Genomic DNA, 18,521 nt, shown 5'->3' on the forward strand with positions numbered 1-18,521 from the left:
AAATCAGGGAAAGCCCCTTTCTATGGCCAATCGTGTTAAATTACTGCAGTAGTACCAGTAATTGCACAGAGCAATTCGTGAAACGGTACAGCCGTGTAACGGATGGTTATAACCACAGTTTTTATTCGGGAAACCCGATGAAAGGTGAGCATCATGATGCAGGACCGAAGAGATAATTCCTATCTCTTCGGCGGAAACGCCCCATATGTAGAAGAACTCTACGAATCCTACTTGCACGATCCAGCTTCGGTAGCGGATCATTGGCGAGATTATTTTGACAACGTGAAACAAGTTCCGGCTGTTGATGGTTCTTCTAGAACTGATATCGCACACGGCCCGATAGTTGCGTCTTTTGCTGAGCGCGCTAAGCAAGGCCCCATCAGAACGATTTCTGATTCAGCCGACTCAGAAATGGGTCGCAAGCGCGTTGCTGTTCAGCAGTTAATTGCCGCGTATCGCAACGTTGGCAATCGCTGGGCTAATTTAGATCCATTAAAGCGCACGGAGCGCCAGGATATTCCTGAGCTAGATCCTGCTTTCTATGGCTTTACTGACGGCGATATGGATATCGTCTTCAACACCAGCAATACCTTCTTTGGTAAAAACGAAATGACCCTGCGCGACTTGCTGCAGGCGTTGCGTGAAACATACTGCGGCACCATTGGTGTGGAGTTCATGTTTATTGCCGATCAGAAGATTAAAAAATGGTGGCAAGAGAAATTAGAGTCCATTCGCTCAACACCTCAATTCAATGTAGAAGAGAAGCGCCAAATTCTCGATCGCTTAACTGCGGCTGAAGGCTTAGAGCGTTACCTCCAGGCGAAGTACGTAGGCCAAAAGCGCTTCTCTCTTGAAGGGGGTGAAAGCTTTATTGCCTGTATGAACGAATTAATTCGTGATGCCGGCAATAAGGGTGTTCAAGAGATTGTGATTGGTATGGCTCACCGGGGTCGTCTAAATGTCTTGGTGAACACTTTAGGCAAGATGCCTAAAGATTTGTTTGCTGAGTTTGAACATAAAGGTCCTGAGACATTACCAGCAGGTGACGTGAAGTATCACCAAGGTTTCTCAAGCGATATTTCCACCCCGGGTGGTCCTGTTCACTTGTCTTTAGCGTTTAACCCATCACATTTAGAAATCGTTAACCCAGTGGTTGAGGGTTCTGCACGTGCTCGTATGGAGCGTCGCGGCGATATGTTGGGTGAGCAAGTCATGCCTATTTTGGTTCACGGCGACGCTGCGATTGCTGGTCAAGGTGTGATGCAAGAAACCCTAGCTATGTCAGAAGTCCGTGGATATTCGACGGGCGGTACTGTGCATGTGGTGATTAATAACCAAATTGGTTTTACTACATCTGATCCACGCGATTTGCGCTCTAGCTTGTACTGTACTGACATCATGAAGGTGGTTGATGCACCGGTATTGCACGTCAATGGCGATGATCCTGAAGCAGTGGTATTGGCAACGAAGTTGGCCGTTGAGTTCCGCATGAAGTTCCACAAAGATGTCGCAGTTGACATCATTTGCTTCCGTAAACTTGGCCACAATGAGCAAGATACGCCTGCAATGACTCAGCCATTGATGTACAAAATTATTGCTGCGCATCCTGGCACTCGTAAACTTTATGCAGACAAATTAGAAGCTCAAGGGGTATTGCCAGCTGGTACTGGTGATCTCATGGTGAAAGAGTATCGTGCTGCAATGGATGAGGGTAAACAAACCTCTGATCCAGTATTGAGCAACTTCAAAGGCAAGTTTGCGGTAGATTGGTCACCTTTCTTGAATAAGAAATGGACTGACGAAGCGGATACTGCTATTCCACTTACTGAGTGGAAGCGTTTAGCTGAGAAGATTTCCACCATTCCTGAAGGCTTTAAAGCCCACCCATTGGTTGAGAAGGTATACAAAGATCGCGCTGCGATGGGTCGTGGCGAAATTAATGTTGACTGGGGTATGGGTGAGCATATGGCTTTCGCCTCCTTGGTTGCGAGCGGTTACCCAGTGCGCTTGTCTGGTGAAGATAGCGGCCGTGGTACTTTTACTCACCGTCACGCGGTATTGCATGAGCAAAATCGTGAGAAGTGGGATACCGGTACTTATATCGCCCTCCAGCACGTGACTAAAGATCAAGCTCCATTTGTGGTGATTGACTCTATTCTTTCTGAAGAAGCAGTGCTCGGCTTTGAATACGGCTATGCTGCTGCCGAGCCCAATACGCTCACAATCTGGGAAGCGCAGTTTGGTGACTTTGCCAACGGCGCCCAGGTGGTGATCGACCAGTTCATTGCTTCTGGTGAGGTGAAGTGGGGTCGTGCTAATGGCTTGGTCATGATGTTGCCTCATGGTTATGAAGGTCAAGGTCCTGAGCACTCATCCGCACGTCTTGAGCGCTTTATGCAATTGTGCGCTGATACCAATATGCAGGTGATTCAGCCAACGACTGCTTCACAGATTTTCCATGTGTTGCGTCGTCAAATGATTCGTCAGTTCCGCAAGCCACTGATCTTGATGACTCCTAAATCACTGCTGCGTAATAAAGATGCTGCATCACCTTTGTCAGAATTTACAAAAGGTGGTTTCCAGACGGTTATTGGTGAGCGTGATGATCAGATTGATTCAAAGCAGGTTACCCGTTTGGTGGTGTGCTCAGGCAAGGTCTATTACGACTTGGTAAAACAGCGTACAGAGAAGAAGATTGGCGATGTTGCCATTATTCGTCTTGAGCAGCTCTATCCGTTCCCCCACAAAGCGCTGACTGCAGAGTTGAAGAAATATCCTAAGTTAGAAGAGGTTGTTTGGTGTCAGGATGAGCCACAGAACCAAGGCGCTTGGTTCTTTGTTCAGCACAACATCTTAGAAAACATGTCTGACGGAATGAAGTTGGCTTATGCAGGTCGCCCTGCATCCGCTTCGCCAGCATGTGGATATGCGCATCTGCACCAAGAACAGCAGAAATCTCTTCTCAATGCGGCATTTGCCAAATTAAAAGGTTACGTGATCACGAAATAATCGTTTTCATTACTCAACATACATATAGATAAACAGGATTAATCATGGCTATTTTCGAAGTTAAAGTTCCCCAACTCTCTGAGTCAGTTGCTGTGGCAACTTTATTGCAGTGGAAAAAGAAGGTCGGCGATGCTGTCGGCCAAGACGAGATTTTGATTGAAATTGAGACCGATAAAGTCGTTCTCGAAGTACCAGCACCTTCCGCTGGTGTTTTAACCGAAATCGTGGTTGCTGATGGTGATACCGTTGTAGCGGATCAATTAATGGCAAAGATTGATAGCACTGCTGTAGCGGCTGCAGCACCTGCAGCCGCTACGCCAGCTCCAGCTGCGGCACCAGCACCAGCCCCTGCTAAAGCAGCTGCTCCTGCCGCTGCCTCGAGTACAGCCGCATCACCTTCAGCCTCGAAGATTCTTGCTGAGAAAGGCGTTGATGTCAGTCAAGTTGCTGGTTCTGGTCGCGATGGTCGTATCACCAAAGGTGATGCTCTAAATGCTTCTGCAGGTGGCGCGAAGTCTGCCGCATTGCTAAGCGCGCCAATCCCAACTGGCGATCGTCCAGAAGAGCGCGTTCCAATGAGCCGCTTGCGTGCTCGTATTGCTGAGCGTTTGCTTGAGTCGCAAGCGAACAATGCAATCTTGACTACATTTAATGAAGTCAATATGGGTCCAGTGATCGCCTTGCGCAACAAATACAAAGACCAATTTGAGAAAACTCATGGCGTAAAACTCGGTTTCATGTCTTTCTTTGTTAAGGCGGCAACCCATGCTTTGAAGAAATTCCCATTACTCAATGCATCTGTAGATGGCAACGATATTGTTTACCACGGCTACTTTGATATTGGTATCGCAGTGAGCTCACCACGTGGCTTGGTAGTACCAATTTTGCGTGATGTTGACCAAATGAACTTGGCCGATATTGAGAAGAAGATTGCAGAATTCGGTGTCAAGGCACGTGAAGGTAAGTTGTCAATTGAAGAGTTGACTGGGGGTACATTCTCCATCTCTAACGGCGGTGTGTTCGGTTCCATGCTCTCTACACCAATTATTAATCCTCCACAATCAGCGATTTTGGGTATTCATGCTACGAAAGACCGCGCAGTAGTTGAAAACGGTCAAGTAGTGGTTCGCCCAATTAACTATCTCGCCTTGTCATATGATCACCGCATCATCGACGGTCGCGAGGCTGTGCTTGGTTTGGTTGCCACGAAAGATGCGTTGGAAGATCCTTCACGTCTTCTCCTTGATTTGTAAGAAGGGAAGATCATGAGCCAAGCTTTTGATGTACTCGTAATTGGTGGTGGCCCTGGTGGCTACATCGCCGCAATCCGTGCAGCGCAACTCGGTTTCAAGGTTGCCTGTGCAGAGTCTAATAGTTATGACGATCCCAAAGGTGAGCCACGCTTAGGGGGAACTTGCTTAAACGTAGGTTGTATTCCTTCTAAAGCTTTGTTGGCATCTTCCGAGGAGTTTGAGAAGATTGGTCATCATGCTGCTGATCATGGCATCAAGGTTGGCTCAGTCAGCATTGATTCCAAGAAAATGATTCAGCGTAAAGATGACATTGTTACTAAGATGACTGGCGGTATTCAGTATCTATTCCGCAAGAACAAGGTTACTTTATTAAAGGGCCATGCTTCTTTTGAAGGCAAAGGTGCTGATGGTTATCAAGTTAAAATTGACGGCAAAGATCAAGAGACCGTTACGGCAAAGAATGTGATTATTGCCACCGGCTCTAAAGCCCGTCATTTGCCAGGACTGTCGTCTGTTGATAATGTTCTCATCTGTGATAACGAAGGTGCTTTGAAGTTTGATTCCGTGCCTAAAAAGCTTGGCGTCATTGGTGCTGGCGTCATTGGCTTAGAACTTGGTTCTGTATGGCGTCGCTTGGGTTCTGAAGTCACTGTTCTTGAGGCATTGCCTTCATTCTTAGCTGCTTGTGATGTGAGTATTGCCAAAGAAGCGCAAAAGCTCTTCACTAAGCAAGGCTTGAATATCAATATGGGTGTCAAGATCGGCGATGTGAAAGTCGACAAGAAGGGTGTTGTGGTTAACTACACCGATAGCACTGGTAAAACAGCCAAATTGGAATGTGATCGCTTGATCGTTTCTGTTGGCCGCGTACCCAATACTGATAAATTGGGCTTAGACAAAATTGGCCTGAAGGTTGACGAGCGTGGTTTCATTCCAATTGACGACCATACTTGTGCAACTGCCGCTCCTGGTATTTACGCAGTAGGCGACGTAGTGCGTGGCCCGATGTTGGCTCATAAAGCTGAAGATGAAGGCGTATTGGTTGCTGAAGTCATCGCTGGTCAAAAACCACATATCGATTACAACTGCATTCCTTGGGTGATCTACACCGATCCTGAAATTGCTTGGGTTGGCAAAACAGAGCAAGCACTGAAAGAGGCTGGCGTCGCATACAAGGCCGGTCAGTTCCCATTCGCAGCCAATGGCCGCGCTTTGGGAATGGGTCGTGCAGATGGTTTCGTGAAGGTATTGGCTGATGCGAAAACCGATGAGATTCTTGGTGTTCACATCATCGGGCCAAATGCTTCAGATCTGATTGCCGAAGCCGCTGTAGCCATGGAATTTAAAGCAGCAGCAGAAGATATTGCACGTATCTGTCATCCACATCCAAGTTTGTCGGAAGTGGTCCGCGAAGCAGCATTGGCGACAGATCAACGCGCACTCAATATGTAATTGAAAACCATTGAGTATTACCAGCAGGAGTTAAAGGCGCGCGGGTATCAAAGTGATCCCGCGCAGCTTCGTGCTGTAGAGCGCTTGCAACAATGTGAAGACGAGTGGATTGCCTATAAGGTAATACGCAGTAACAATCTCAAGAAAAAAATCTTTAAGCCCAATCTTCCTAGAGGGCTCTATCTCTGGGGAGGAGTAGGTCGCGGCAAGTCTTTCTTGATGGACTGCTTTTATGCAGCTTCTCTCCTAGAAAAAAAGATTCGAATTCATTTTCATGAATTCATGCGTGAAGTGCATCGAGAATTGCATGAGCTCTCAGGCCTATCTGATCCGCTAGATGAGTTAGCCAAGCGAATTTCTAATCGCTATCGCTTAATCTGTTTTGATGAGTTTCATATCAATGATATTGCCGATGCGATGATTTTGTATCGTCTACTCGATGCATTGTTTGCTGATCGTGTGCAGTTTGTGATGACATCAAACTATCGTCCAGATCAGCTATACCCAAATGGCTTGCATCGCGATCGCCTGTTACCTGCGATTAAGTTGTTAGAGGAAAAGTTGGATGTGTTGAACGTGGACGCTGGCAATGACTATCGTCGAGTGCAAATGGCGCAGGTGGAGGCCTACTTAACACCAGCGAACGCAGAAACTCAGGCAATGCTAGGCGTAATGTTTCAAACCCTGATTGGGAATCAACAGGAGACGCGTAATCCTGTTCTTAATATAGAGTCACGCGAGCTACGGCCTCTACATATGGCTGATGGAGTAGTTTGGTTTGACTTTCAGACCCTGTGTTGTGGACCCCGGTCTCAAAATGACTATTTAGAAATTGCTAATCAGTTTCATACGGTGATTTTGTCCGGCGTGCCCTATATGCCACCAAGAATGACTAATGAAGCCCGTCGTTTTATCTGGCTCATTGATGTGCTTTATGACCATAAGATCAAATTAATCATCTCTGCAGACGTCCCAGCTCCGGATTTGTATACCGAAGGCCAAATTACGGCTGAATTCTCCAGAACGGTGTCCCGCTTGATTGAGATGCAGTCCCGAGACTACCTTGATGCACCTCGCCGGGTAATTGACACCAGCTTGACCTAAAATAGGGTCATGAGCAGCTTTTCTCCTATTAACGCCGATTTGCACTGTCACTCAGTAGTTTCTGATGGCACTTTAACGCCTGAAGCTTTAGCGGAGCGAGCGAAAGCAAACGGTGTCAATTTATGGTCTCTAACTGACCACGATGAGTTAGGTGGGCAACAACGTGCACGCGCTGCTGCCGATGCACTCAAAATCGATTATTTGGCTGGCGTAGAGATATCAGTGACCTGGATGGGACAAACGATTCATATTGTAGGCTTGGGCATTGATGCAGATCACCTTGGAATTATTGAGGGTTTACGCCGTACTCGAGAGGGTCGCGGTAATCGCGCCAAGTTGATTGCCGATCAATTAGATAAAGTTGGCATTCCTGGTGCTTATGAAGGCGCCCTCCATTTTGCAGGCAATCATCAGTTGATTTCAAGAACCCACTTCGCTCGCTTCTTAGTGGAGCAAGGGGTATGCCGTAATACTGAAGAGGTCTTTAAAAAGTATTTGGTAGAAGATAAACCAGGTTATGTGCCTCACCAATGGGCTACGTTAGACGATGCAGTTGCCTGGATTAAAGCGGCTGGTGGGGTGGCGGTGATTGCACACCCAGGGCGTTATCAATTTACCCCCTTACAGATGAATGAGCTTTATGAGCACTTCAAGGATATTGGCGGACTTGGTATTGAAGTGATTACCGGTAGCCACACGCCCGATCAATACAAGACTTATGGCAAGATTGCGCAGCAATATGGGTTCTTGGCTTCACGTGGATCTGATTTTCATGATCCGCAGGAGAGTCACATTGACCTGGGCACCTTGCCGCACCTGCCGGAGCACTTGACTCCAGTTTGGACAGCATTTCACTAATTCATTCACTATAAAGATAAATAAAAAAGATGTTTGCTGAACGTGTTCTCTCAGGTATGCGGCCTACGGGCAATTTGCATCTTGGCCATTACCACGGCGTATTAAAAAATTGGGTTCGCCTGCAATCGGAATATCCATGCTTCTTTTTCGTGGCTGATTGGCACGCCTTAACAACTCATTACGAAACACCTGATGTGATTGAGCAATCCGTCTGGGATATGGTCATTGATTGGTTAGCGGCTGGCGTAGATCCAAACCAAGCAACTTTATTTATTCAGAGCAAAGTACCCGAGCACGCTGAATTATTTTTACTGCTGTCTATGGGAACTCCATTAGGCTGGCTCGAGCGCGTGCCTACCTATAAAGATCAAATTGAAAAGCTAAAAGAAAAAGATTTACAGACCTATGGATTTTTAGGTTACCCCTTATTGCAAGCTGCTGATATCTTGATTTATCGCGCACAACATGTGCCAGTTGGTGAGGATCAAGTCCCTCATGTGGAGATGACGCGTGAGGTTGCACGCCGTTTTAACTATCTGTATGGTCGCGAGCCTGGCTTCGAAGAAAAGGCATTGGAGGCAGTCAAAAAATTAGGCAGTAAACGCGCCAAAATGTATTTAGAGTTACGCGTGGCTTTTCAAGAGCGCGGTGATGAGGAGGCGCTAGAGCAGGCCAAGGCATTGTTGCAGGAGGCGCAAAGTCTTTCGATGGCTGACCGTGAGCGCTTATTTGGCTTTTTAGAAGGTGCGCGCAAAATTATTCTTCCGGAGCCTCAGGCCTTGTTAACCAGCGCTTCGAGAATGCCAGGCATAGATGGTCAAAAAATGTCGAAGTCCTATGGCAATACGATTAGCATTCGTGAACAGCCCGAGGATGTCATCAAGAAGATTAGAACAATGCCAACAGATCCTGCCCGCGTGCGTAGAACAGATGCAGGTGATCCCACGCGTTGCCCAGTTTGGCAATTGCATACCGTCTATTCAAACGAAGAGACAAAACAATGGGTTGATAATGGTTGTAAGTCAGCTGGAATTGGTTGTTTGGAATGTAAGCAACCTGTGATCGATGCCATTTTGGCTGAACAACAGCCCATGTTTGAGCGTGCTCAAAAATACTTAGATGATCCTAGTTTGTTACGCTCCATCATTGCGGATGGTTGCGATAAAGCGCGTAAGATTGCTCAAGAAACGATGCGCGAGGTCCGTGAAGCAATGGGCTTGGCATACGATTAAACTTATTTTGACTGTGAGTGCACACGACCAGCTGACAAACGCTTCACCTTGGGTGGAGCGTTTTGTTTCTCAGATTCCTAAAGAAGGCTTGGTGCTCGATCTTGCATGTGGTGGTGGTCGGCATGCGGTATTTTTAGCTCAGTTGGGATATTCTGTTTTGGGTGTTGATCTAAATATTGACCAGCTAGCCTCACTGGGACATCCCACAATCAAAACAAAAGTGCTGGATTTAGAGCGAGAGGAATGGCCGCTAGAAGGTGCTCAATTTGCCGGGATTGTGGTGACCAATTACCTCTATCGACCCCATTTAGATCGCTTGCCCCAAATGCTGGCTCCTGGGGGTGTGTTGATTTACGAAACCTTCCCCAAGGTAATGCCCAGTTTGGAAAGCCCTCAAACCCGAATTTCCTTCTAAATGAAGGGGAATTACTGGCTTTGGCCGCTCGTCATCACCTGAAAATTCTGGCTTATGAGGATATTTATACCGATGAGCCCAAACCAGCCATGGTTCAGCGGCTTTGCGCCGTAAAAGAAGGGTGAAAAGGGCGTATTCCGTTACAATTTCAAGGTTAAGACAGCTCAAAACGGTATACGTTCGGTGACAAATACAGCCCATTCCAAAGGTAGTACTAAGACCATTTCTGGCAGCATGCCAGCCATCGTGACGCCAATGTTTGAAGATGGCAGTTTAGATTACGGCAGTTTGCGTTCTTTGCTCGATTGGCATGTCGCTGAAGGTAGTGATGGAATTGTGATTGTGGGTACTAGCGGTGAATCCCCAACCGTTTCTGTAGAAGAGCATTGTGAATTAATTCGTGTGACCGTTGAGCATATTGCAGGGCGTATACCGGTTATCGCTGGCACTGGCGGAAACTCTACCGCTGAAGCAATTGAACTAACTGAGTTTGCTAAAAAAGTGGGCGCCGATGCTAGCTTGCAGGTGGTGCCCTACTACAACAAGCCTACTCAAGAGGGTATGTATGCGCATTTTAAAAAAATTGCCGAGTCTGTAGATTTGCCAGTTATTTTGTATAACGTTCCAGGGCGCACTGTTGCGGATTTAGCCGGTGAAACTGTGGTTCGCTTGGCTGGAGTGCCAGGGGTGATTGGCATTAAGGATGCAACTGGTAGCTTAGAGCGTGGCACACTGTTGAATGCTGAGCTCAAGCGTGCTGGCTTTGCTGATTTTTCCGTATTCTCAGGTGATGACCTTACTGCTGCGATGTTGATGCTCATGGGTGGTAAGGGCAATATATCGGTTACCGCGAATGTGGCACCTCGCCTGATGCATGAACTTTGTGTTGCAGCGATGTCAGATGATGTTAAGAGAACACGCGAAATTCAGTATCAATTAATTGCAGTTCATAAAGCCATGTTCACCGAGGCTAATCCAATTCCAGTGAAATGGGCCCTACATGAAATGGGTAAGATCTCTGCCGGCATTCGTTTGCCATTAACCCCTTTAAGCACCTCATTGAGAGAGCCTTTGAAGGCAGCACTAAAACAGGCCAACCTACTATGATGAATTTGTTTTTTATCTCTCGCCGATTTTTATCGTTCTCTGTTTTACTGTTAGCGCTGGGCGCCTTGAGCGCTTGTAAATCCGTCACCAGCAATGATACTGTCGACTATAAAAGCTCAGGTGCTGTACGCGGACCGAACCTGTCCTATCCGCCAGACTTAATTACCGCTCAAGCTGATCGTCGTTATATCGTTCAAGACGGTACTGCAACCATGTCTGAATACAATGCAGCGCTCAAAAAATCAACCCAGATGAGAAGCAATGTCATGATTGGTATTCCTGGTATGCGTATTGCTCGTGATGGTGACAAGCGTTGGTTGGTTGTGGAAAAACCCGCAGCTGAGCTGTATCCGCAGGTTAAAGATTTCTGGCAAGAAAATGGTTTCTTATTGTTAGTGGACTCACCATCAACCGGAATTATGGAAACTGACTGGGCTGAAAATCGCGCAAAAATTCCGCAGGATTTCATCAGATCTACGCTTGGCAGCGTTCTTGATTCTGCTTACGATACTGGCGAGCGGGACAAGTACAAAACTCGCTTAGAGGTGAGCAAACCTGGTGAAACTGAAATTTACATCACCCAAAAAGGTGCACTAGAGAAGTGCGTTACTGATAATACTGGTGGATGTATTTCCACTGTATGGACTAGTCGCCCGAATGATCCTGAGTTAGAGGCTGTATTTTTAGCCCGTTTAATGGAGCGTTTGGGTATGACTCAAGAGCAAGCTAAGGCAATGGTAGCTGCGCCATTAGGACCAAAAACACCCAAAGCTAAGTTCGTACAGGAAGGCGCAAATAAGGGCTATATTCAGTTGAGCTCCGGCTTTGATCGCTCATGGCGTGATGTTGGTCTTGCCCTTGATCGCTCTAACTTCACTGTTGAGGATCGCAATCGTAGTGAAGGCGTGTACTTTGTGCGTTACGTCAATGCCAAAGATGTTGGCGATTCAAAGGGCTTCTTCTCAAACCTCTTTAGCAGTAAGGATGACTCAGTCTTAAAGGCCAAGAAGTATCAGGTGATTGTGAAATCTACTGGTGAAAATTCAGCGAATGTTTATGTACAAGATGCAGATGGTAAGCCTGAAAATACACCGGCTGGCTTCCAGCTCTTAACCCTGCTTACAGAGCAGTTGACTAGATAATGATGGTGAGTTTTGGGTAATAAAAAAGCCGCTAATCAGCGGCTTTTTTTCTTCAAGAAGAAGATTACTACTTCTTAGCAGCGTCAGCAGCAGGAGCAGCAGGAGCGGCTGGAGCAGCTGGAGCAGCAGCAGGAACCTCAGCAGGTTTTGCTTCTTCTTTCTTACCGCAAGCGGCCAAAGCGATAGCTAACATTGCAGCGAAAACGAGTGACTTCTTCATTTGTAATTTCCTCTTAAAAAAATTAAACACCAATTATCGATAATTGTTGTGGGGAATACCGAGGGCAAATCAAATCCCTAGGTAGTAGTTTCCTGTAATGATTATAGCCATCCTCTCAATCACTCTTAATCACTCTTCAAAAATCAACCAAGCTGCAAGGTATGCCTCAAATAGGCTAGATTGATCGATTTTGCCCAGCTTTTGGGGAGTGAGCATTTTTTTTGCCGAGAGACTTTGCCAAGCCTTGATCACTTCAGAGGATTGCCCCTGAGTCATGTTTTCTCCATTGCAAAAAACCTGCTTTCCAAGGCTCAAAATGCGGGTTTGGGGGTGTGCCAGTAAGGCCTTCTTGGATAATTTTTTACTAAAGCCGTTAACAGTTAGTAGCTTGGGAGACACATCAAAAAGGGCCTGTGGCTTGGGTTCGGACAAATAAGCGCAGACCCCTGGCAAAAAGCGCTCAATTTGATCTAAGCCCAGTTCTTTTAACTGTTCTGAAAGCTGAATAATGAGCTCTTGCGGAAGCTGCTCTGCATGCGCTGTAGCCTCTTGCTTGGGGTCGGCAAATTTACGCTCAAGCTCGGGAATATTTTCCAAGGATTCAGCAAGCCTCCACAATCCCTCTTGGAGTAACTCTTTGATGCTTGGAGAGCGAAAACCCACGGACCAAGTTTGGCATCCAGCATCTAACGCAATGCCGTCATGCGCAATATGAGGTGGCAAGTAGAGCATGTCTCCAGGCTCTAAAACCCACTCTTGTTCGCATTGAAAATGGTTCAAAATCTTCAAGGGTAGATTGGGGTTTAAAGAGAGATCTGTTTGGCTGGAGATGCGCCACTGTCGGCGCCCAGACATTTGAATCAAAAAGACATCATAGGAGTCAAAGTGGGGTCCTACACCACCGCCGATACCGGCAATGCTGACCATTAAGTCATCTAGGCGCGCATCTGGAATAAAGCGAAACCAAGAGAGTATTTTTGCTGCGGCAGGATGGTGCGCCTCCATGCCTTGAAGCAAGAGCGTCCAGTTCAACTGATTTATTTGAGGAATCGATTTTTTGGCAAACGGCCCATGATCAAAGCTCCAAGGCTTTGATTTGATGAGGCGCGATTCAACGGCATCTTGACTGGCCAGCTGGACCAGCTCTTTATAGGAAATCGGGCTGTCTAAACGCTCTCGATCATTCGATAAGAGCTCAAAGGCTGGAATAGCGCCACGCACTAGCAGGGGTTTTTTATGCCAATAGCGTGTCATGAACTGATTGGGGCTTAACCCCCCTAATAGGGCCCACGGCTCATTCAAAGGCAGATTTTGGGGTGCCTGTGGCGGCTGATAGGGTTTGCTCAAGTAAAATGAGGTCATAAATAAAAGGCTGTTGTGAGATGGTCAAAAAAACGGGTGTTAGCCAGTCATTAAAAACGAATGTTCGATAAATTACGCATGAAGATTGAAAAAAATACCATCGTATCTCTCCGATACAAGTTAACCGATGCTCAAAATAATGTCATCGAGGAACCGGATTCCCCGATGGTATACCTGCACGGTGGTTATGAAGGTACTTTTCCAAAAATTGAATCTTTACTGGATGGTCAAGATATTGGCTATGAGACTACGATTCAGCTAGAGCCTAATGAAGCATTTGGTGAGTATGACCCAGAGTTACTCAAGATTGAGCCGCGCGCACGCTTTTCAGAGCCATTGGAGGGGGGTATGCAATTTGAAGGTGTTCCAGATTCTGATGCAGAAGATGCTAATGCTGTTGCAGAAGATAGCGATGCAGATGAGGAGCCTTTAATTTACACCGTGACTGACGTTGCTGATAATCAGGTAGTGTTGGATGGCAATCATCCATTGGCTGGTATGGCTTTGCGTTTTTGGGTCCAGGTAGAAGATGTGTGTGCTGCGACTGAGGATGAAATTGAAAATCGCCATCCCAAAGGTGGTGAGAACTTTATCTTCGGAATGCCCAATGACGAATCTGATGAATCAGATGATGCCGATGACGAAGATTTTTTAGAGCGCGCCTTAGGTTTGCAAAACCCAGCCACAAGAACGCTACATTAATCTCGCTTTATTCCTTCAGCCATTCTTTCATGGCGCCCAGATCACGCTTGGTATCGCTGCTAGAGCTAGACTCTGTTGGCAAGTTGCTTAATTTGGCTAGCGCATTTTCTAGTTGAGTAATTTTGGCTTCTTGCTCAATTGTGGCATCAATTAAGCCTTTGAGAGCCATGGATACCGGGTCATCCACATTGGGCGTGACGCCATAAGCAGAAAAATATTCTTTGGTTTTGCTATCGCCGCTTTGCGGAAGATCTGGATGTAAGACACGCGCAGGAATGCCGACCGCAGTAGCACCAGCAGGAATCTCCTTTAACACCACCGCGTTCGAACTAATGCGAGCCCCATCTCCAACAGTAAAGCTGCCAAGTACTTTTGCGCCAGCACTCACCACAACACCTTTGCCTAGAGTGGGGTGACGCTTTACGCCTTTATACAAAGAAGTACCGCCTAAAGTGACGCCTTGATAGATAGTGCAGTCATCACCAATTTCTGTCGTCTCACCAATGACGATGCCAAGGCCGTGATCTAAAAACACTCTACGCCCGATTTTTGCGCCTGGATGAATTTCAATACCCGTAATAAAGCGAGAAATCATCGAGAGCACGCGCGCAATCCATTTGAGACCTAGGTTCCATAAAAAATGCGCGATGCGATGGAACCACACAGCATGCAAGCCTTGATAGCAGGTAATGACCTCAAGACGGTTTCTGGCTGCTGGGTCTCGAACGATGATGGAGTCGACTTGGTCGAAAAGGGAATTAAACATAAGGGGATTTTAACGGTGCTGGCTTATTTTCTCAGGAGCATCTGTTTGGCGATGCCTCGCAGCAGATCAATCTCTTCTTTTTGAAGCCGCGAGCGGGCAAATAGCGCTTGTAAGCGGGGCATGAGTTTTTTCGGGTTGTTTGGATCTAAATAGTCAATCGCTATCAGGCCTTCACGCCAATGTTCGAGCATGGCGGCTATTGCCGCTGGATCGGCTAAATCAGCCGCGGGCTCGCTTGTGGTACCTGCACCAGTAAATTGCTGGCCCTGTAGGGCCTCTCTGAGCGTATACGCGCACACCATGAGGGCTTGAGCAAGGTTAAGAGAAGGATAATCGGGGTTGGCTTCTAACCAGACACGATGAGTACACAACGATAGGTGATGGTTTTCAAGACCAGTTCTCTCTGGCCCGAAAACTATCGCCACCTGAGCTTGAGTTTGGGTGGTTTGAGTAATGAGCTTTTGTGCAGAAGGCCAGTCTAGAGCGGGCGGCCCGAATTCACGATCGCGACTGGTAAGTCCAATGACCAAAGAGCATCCAGCAACTGCCTGCTCAAGAGAGTCAAATTCCTCGGAGGCTTCCAGCACATCTTGAGCACCACTTGCTAGAGCAATCGCTTCGGCCTCTTGCGCGATTGCTTGGGTCTTGGGTTTGACTAAGCGCAAGTCACCAAATCCCATGGTTTTGAGGGCTCTTGCAGCAGAGCCCACATTGCCGGGATGGCTAGTTTCTACAAGGGTCCAGCGGATTAAATCGGATTGCTTAAGATCCATGGCTTTCTGGATGATACGTAAATCGTTTAGAATCAGGGTTTTAGCTACATATTGTCGTTGTCGTGCTATTTAGGCAATATTTAGGCAATATAACAGGCTCGTTCTTATTTAGTTTGTCCGCCAATACTATGCATCCCATGTTAAATGTGGCCATCAAGGCCGCCCGTCGCGCTGGAACCGTTATCAATCGCGCTTCTCTGAATTTAGAGCGACTCCAGATAGATCGCAAACAGCACAATGATTTTGTGACTGAGGTGGACAAAGCCGCAGAAGCGGCGATCATTGAAACACTTAGCGAGGCTTATCCAACCCATGGATTTTTGGCTGAAGAGACTGGCGAACACAATACTGACGCTGAAAATGTTTGGATCATCGATCCGCTCGATGGCACTACCAACTTTATTCATGGCTTTCCGCAATATGCAGTATCTATTGCACTAGCGGTAAACGGAGTAACGCAACAGGCCGTTGTTTACGACCCCACGCGCGATGAGCTCTTTACTGCCACTCGTGGTGCGGGTGCCTATTTAGATCGTCGACGTTTACGTGTTGGCACACAAGATCGTTTGGCTAATTCCTTAATTGGCACTGGCTTTCCCTATCGCGAAGATCAGGATTTAGAAAAGTACCTCAAGATATTTGCGCTCATGTCACGACAATGTGCTGGCTTGCGTCGTCCTGGTGCCGCTTCTTTGGATCTCGCTTATGTCGCTGCTGGCCGCTACGATGGATTCTTTGAGAGTGATCTCAAGCCATGGGATATGGCAGCAGGTGCTTTATTGATTACTGAGGCAGGCGGCTTGGTTGGTAACTACCGTGGAGAAGAGGGCTTTCTTCAAAGTGGTGAAGTGATGGCAGCTAACCCCCGAATTTATGCACAGATGGTGCAGTGCCTCTCTCAATATTCTGCTTCGTAAATCAGTGCAAGGAGCAATCCCTGCACTTTGACTCAGTTTACGATTTCAGCAAGTCCACTGCGTATACGCCTTGTGCGTTAATCAGCAAAGCATTCGCTCTGGCGCGAGCGCCTGGGGTGTGGTCTAAATCCCAATCAGACAAGACCCAGCGTTGCCAGCTTTGTTCGCCCAATTGCTCTTGGTGATGGCCTGGTAAGTGGGTGTGCCCATGTATTAGTTTATCTACGCTCTGGGCACGCAATACTGCCGCACAGGCCGTCTTTGTGACATCAGTTTTGATTTGCTGATGTCTTGCTGATGAATTTACGCTTCGTTGATATTGCGCATGGCTATTACTGCGAAGTTGATTCGCAATAGAGCGACGCCATGTCAGCGGTAGGCTTAAAAATAACTTCTGTACCCAGGGCTTTCTGACCCAAGTACGAAACAATTGATAGCCTACGTCGGCAGTACACAAGGAATCACCGTGGGAGAGTAGGTATTGGGTGCCAGCAATCTCAGCCACACAAGGGTCTGGCAATAAGCTCATACCAGTCCTTTTCAGGTAGTTGGAACCAATTAAAAAATCTCGATTGCCATGCAGGTAATACGTTTTGGTTTTGCTAGCAAGCTTGGCAAGCGCGTTTTTGACTTCTTGCTGAAATGGGGATTGAGATGAAGCATCATCACCAACCCAGTATTCAAATAAGTCACCTAGAATAAAAACAGCCTCTACTTGAGGCGCATCCTTTTCACAAAAGTCAAAAAAACGTTGCGCCGTCAATGGCATTGACGGCGTCAAGTGTAAATCTGAGATGAGCAAGGCGCTCGCGTGTTTCGGGATCATTCCTCGAGAACAGTCGCTTTCTCAATCACAACATCTTCAGTCGGTACATCTTGGTGAAAGCCAGTATTGCCAGTTTTAACTTTGCGAATGATATCGACCACATCCATGCCATCACTTACTTTGCCAAATACGGCATAGCCCCAACCCTGAGCGTTTGGCGCAGTGTGATTTAAAAAATCATTGTCATTGACGTTGATAAAGAATTGCGCGGTTGCAGAGTGGGGATCACTCGTCCGGGCCATCGCAATCGTGCCACGCTCATTTTTGAGACCATTATTTGCTTCATTTTCAATTTCAGCACCAGTGGGCTTTTGTTTCATACCAGCAGTCATGCCGCCACCTTGAATCATGAAGTTATTAATCACACGATGAAAAATGGTGTCGTCGTAATAGCCACTTTTGACGTATTGCAAGAAGTTCGCAACACTCTTAGGTGCTTTAGCAGCATCTAGCGTGGGAGTGATGTCGCCTTTATTGGTTTTTAGAAGTACTTTCGCCATTGTTTGATTTGCTTTCTGTAGGGTTGGTAGATGGAATAGTCATTGGAGATGCCTCATCCGTATTGCTCGCTGAAGTGCGGACAAAAGGGCGTTTAGCTTGAGGCTTTAAAAGCTCTAATAGGGCTTTTGCTCGCTGAGTGTACTGACGCTGGTTCAGTTGAGCGCTGCTGGCGGCATCCTCATAGGCTTTTGCGCCAAGACGGATATAGACTTCGCCCAAGTTAGCGGCAGCAGTGGTGTAACTGGGCCTGAGTTTTAAGGCTAGCTCTAGGTAATCTCTTGCCTCAATCCAGTTACCTTGATTAGCAGAGATGGCGGCAAGATTGTTATAGGGTTCTGGTAGCTCTGGAAATTGTTGGGTAATTTCAATTAAGGATTTCTTGGCTTGATCTAATTGACGCATTTCTAATTGCAGACGGGCTTTAACAAAACGCAATTGAACATTACGAGGGGTCTTTTTGAGTTGGGCATTAATCAAGTCAATCGCTTCAGGATATTTGCGTGCTTTTACTAAGCGCTCAACATCGGATGGCACAGCGTTTTTGGTAACAGGATCTGGCTCAATAATTAAGAAGGATAAAAATGGCACCCCAACAGTTTCAGAAAGCTGTGGGTTTAAGGGGTCATATGGTTCATTGTTGGAGAGTCGCGGAGGGTCCCCCGGGGTGTAAGAACCCAGATAGGCCTGACTTTTTGCTCCAGGTGCAAGGGCTTCTTGCTTTTCTACTGCTGCAACTTCAGCACTGGCTTGTTGCTGGGCGGTCGTACTGCAGCCTGCTAGTAGCCAAAGGCTGGTCAACAGCGTAAAAGCATTTAAAAAGGTGGGGGTTGGTACTTTGAGGGTGACAAACATAAGGGCGGGGGTGAAAAACGGACTCATTCG

Annotated in this window: 18 protein-coding genes; 11 read left to right on the forward strand and 7 right to left on the reverse strand. The window is 47.0% G+C overall.

Going from position 1 to position 18,521, the window contains the following annotated elements; all coding sequences use genetic code 11:
• Positions 1 to 153: 153 nt before the first annotated feature.
• The 9 genes from DXE33_RS02600 to bamC all read left to right on the forward strand — a co-directional run bounded on the left by DXE33_RS02600 (position 154) and on the right by bamC (position 11,572).
• The gene (locus tag DXE33_RS02600; RefSeq protein ID WP_114638503.1) at positions 154 to 3,009 is read left to right on the forward strand and encodes a 2-oxoglutarate dehydrogenase E1 component; all 2,856 of its coding nucleotides are present in this window, start codon (positions 154 to 156) and stop codon (positions 3,007 to 3,009) included.
• Between the two features lie 44 nt (positions 3,010 to 3,053).
• Entirely contained in the window at positions 3,054 to 4,262 is a 1,209-nt protein-coding gene (gene odhB, locus DXE33_RS02605; RefSeq protein WP_114638504.1) for a 2-oxoglutarate dehydrogenase complex dihydrolipoyllysine-residue succinyltransferase, read from the forward strand.
• Positions 4,263 to 4,274: 12 nt separating this feature from the next.
• Positions 4,275 to 5,714, forward strand: coding sequence for a dihydrolipoyl dehydrogenase (gene lpdA / locus DXE33_RS02610; protein ID WP_114638505.1), 1,440 nt, complete (start codon positions 4,275 to 4,277; stop codon positions 5,712 to 5,714).
• Positions 5,715 to 6,818: a cell division protein ZapE gene (gene zapE / locus DXE33_RS02615; protein ID WP_114638506.1), complete on the forward strand. Its 1,104-nt coding sequence runs from the start codon at positions 5,715 to 5,717 to the stop codon at positions 6,816 to 6,818.
• Between the two features lie 9 nt (positions 6,819 to 6,827).
• A complete protein-coding gene (locus DXE33_RS02620; protein WP_114638507.1) occupies positions 6,828 to 7,676 on the forward strand; it encodes a 3',5'-nucleoside bisphosphate phosphatase in 849 nt (282 codons plus the stop codon).
• Positions 7,677 to 7,705: 29 nt separating this feature from the next.
• Positions 7,706 to 8,908, forward strand: coding sequence for a tryptophan--tRNA ligase (locus tag DXE33_RS02625; protein WP_114638508.1), 1,203 nt, complete (start codon positions 7,706 to 7,708; stop codon positions 8,906 to 8,908).
• Between the two features lie 13 nt (positions 8,909 to 8,921).
• Complete coding sequence (locus DXE33_RS02630) at positions 8,922 to 9,323, forward strand: class I SAM-dependent methyltransferase (protein ID WP_331851791.1); 402 nt, start codon at positions 8,922 to 8,924, stop codon at positions 9,321 to 9,323.
• A 234-nt stretch (positions 9,324 to 9,557) separates the two neighbouring features.
• On the forward strand, positions 9,558 to 10,430 hold the full coding sequence (gene dapA, locus DXE33_RS02635) for a 4-hydroxy-tetrahydrodipicolinate synthase (RefSeq protein WP_114639699.1): 873 nt from the start codon (positions 9,558 to 9,560) through the stop codon (positions 10,428 to 10,430).
• On the forward strand, positions 10,427 to 11,572 hold the full coding sequence (gene bamC, locus DXE33_RS02640; RefSeq protein WP_114638509.1) for an outer membrane protein assembly factor BamC: 1,146 nt from the start codon (positions 10,427 to 10,429) through the stop codon (positions 11,570 to 11,572). Before dapA ends, bamC begins: the two co-directional genes overlap by 4 nt.
• A 67-nt stretch (positions 11,573 to 11,639) precedes the next feature.
• Here bamC and DXE33_RS09665 read toward each other — a convergent pair whose 3' ends face one another.
• Both DXE33_RS09665 and DXE33_RS02645 read right to left on the reverse strand, forming a co-directional pair.
• Positions 11,640 to 11,792 carry a hypothetical protein gene (locus DXE33_RS09665; RefSeq protein WP_174222283.1) on the reverse strand — a complete coding sequence of 51 codons (153 nt, stop codon included), beginning with the start codon at positions 11,790 to 11,792 and terminating at the stop codon, positions 11,640 to 11,642.
• 129 nt (positions 11,793 to 11,921) lie between these two features.
• Positions 11,922 to 13,046 carry a cupin domain-containing protein gene (locus tag DXE33_RS02645; RefSeq protein ID WP_231970339.1) on the reverse strand — a complete coding sequence of 375 codons (1,125 nt, stop codon included), beginning with the start codon at positions 13,044 to 13,046 and terminating at the stop codon, positions 11,922 to 11,924.
• Positions 13,047 to 13,232: 186 nt separating this feature from the next.
• Here DXE33_RS02645 and DXE33_RS02650 point away from each other — a divergent pair, with 186 nt between their 5' ends.
• Positions 13,233 to 13,856, forward strand: a complete 624-nt coding sequence (locus DXE33_RS02650; protein WP_231970340.1) for an FKBP-type peptidyl-prolyl cis-trans isomerase — start codon at positions 13,233 to 13,235, stop codon at positions 13,854 to 13,856.
• 7 nt (positions 13,857 to 13,863) lie between these two features.
• On the opposite strand, the gene cysE is transcribed toward DXE33_RS02650, so the two are convergent.
• Both cysE and DXE33_RS02660 read right to left on the reverse strand, forming a co-directional pair.
• Entirely contained in the window at positions 13,864 to 14,622 is a 759-nt protein-coding gene (gene cysE, locus DXE33_RS02655) for a serine O-acetyltransferase (protein ID WP_114638512.1), read from the reverse strand.
• Positions 14,623 to 14,645: 23 nt separating this feature from the next.
• Entirely contained in the window at positions 14,646 to 15,395 is a 750-nt protein-coding gene (locus DXE33_RS02660; RefSeq protein WP_114638513.1) for an RNA methyltransferase, read from the reverse strand.
• A 128-nt stretch (positions 15,396 to 15,523) separates the two neighbouring features.
• On the opposite strand from DXE33_RS02660, the gene DXE33_RS02665 reads away from it, so the two are divergent.
• Positions 15,524 to 16,312, forward strand: coding sequence for an inositol monophosphatase family protein (locus DXE33_RS02665; protein WP_114638514.1), 789 nt, complete (start codon positions 15,524 to 15,526; stop codon positions 16,310 to 16,312).
• Between the two features lie 37 nt (positions 16,313 to 16,349).
• Here DXE33_RS02665 and DXE33_RS02670 read toward each other — a convergent pair whose 3' ends face one another.
• The 3 genes from DXE33_RS02670 to DXE33_RS02680 are packed head-to-tail and all read right to left on the reverse strand — an operon-like array spanning position 16,350 to position 18,491.
• Complete coding sequence (locus DXE33_RS02670; RefSeq protein ID WP_114638515.1) at positions 16,350 to 17,138, reverse strand: UDP-2,3-diacylglucosamine diphosphatase; 789 nt, start codon at positions 17,136 to 17,138, stop codon at positions 16,350 to 16,352.
• Entirely contained in the window at positions 17,135 to 17,638 is a 504-nt protein-coding gene (locus tag DXE33_RS02675) for a peptidylprolyl isomerase (protein ID WP_114638516.1), read from the reverse strand. The genes DXE33_RS02670 and DXE33_RS02675 overlap by 4 nt, the downstream gene beginning before the upstream one ends.
• Positions 17,610 to 18,491 carry a tetratricopeptide repeat protein gene (locus DXE33_RS02680; protein ID WP_114638517.1) on the reverse strand — a complete coding sequence of 294 codons (882 nt, stop codon included), beginning with the start codon at positions 18,489 to 18,491 and terminating at the stop codon, positions 17,610 to 17,612. The genes DXE33_RS02675 and DXE33_RS02680 overlap by 29 nt, the downstream gene beginning before the upstream one ends.
• Positions 18,492 to 18,521 lie beyond the last annotated feature (30 nt).

The organism is Polynucleobacter necessarius, from assembly GCF_900096765.1.
Lineage (GTDB): Bacteria > Pseudomonadota > Gammaproteobacteria > Burkholderiales > Burkholderiaceae > Polynucleobacter > Polynucleobacter necessarius_F.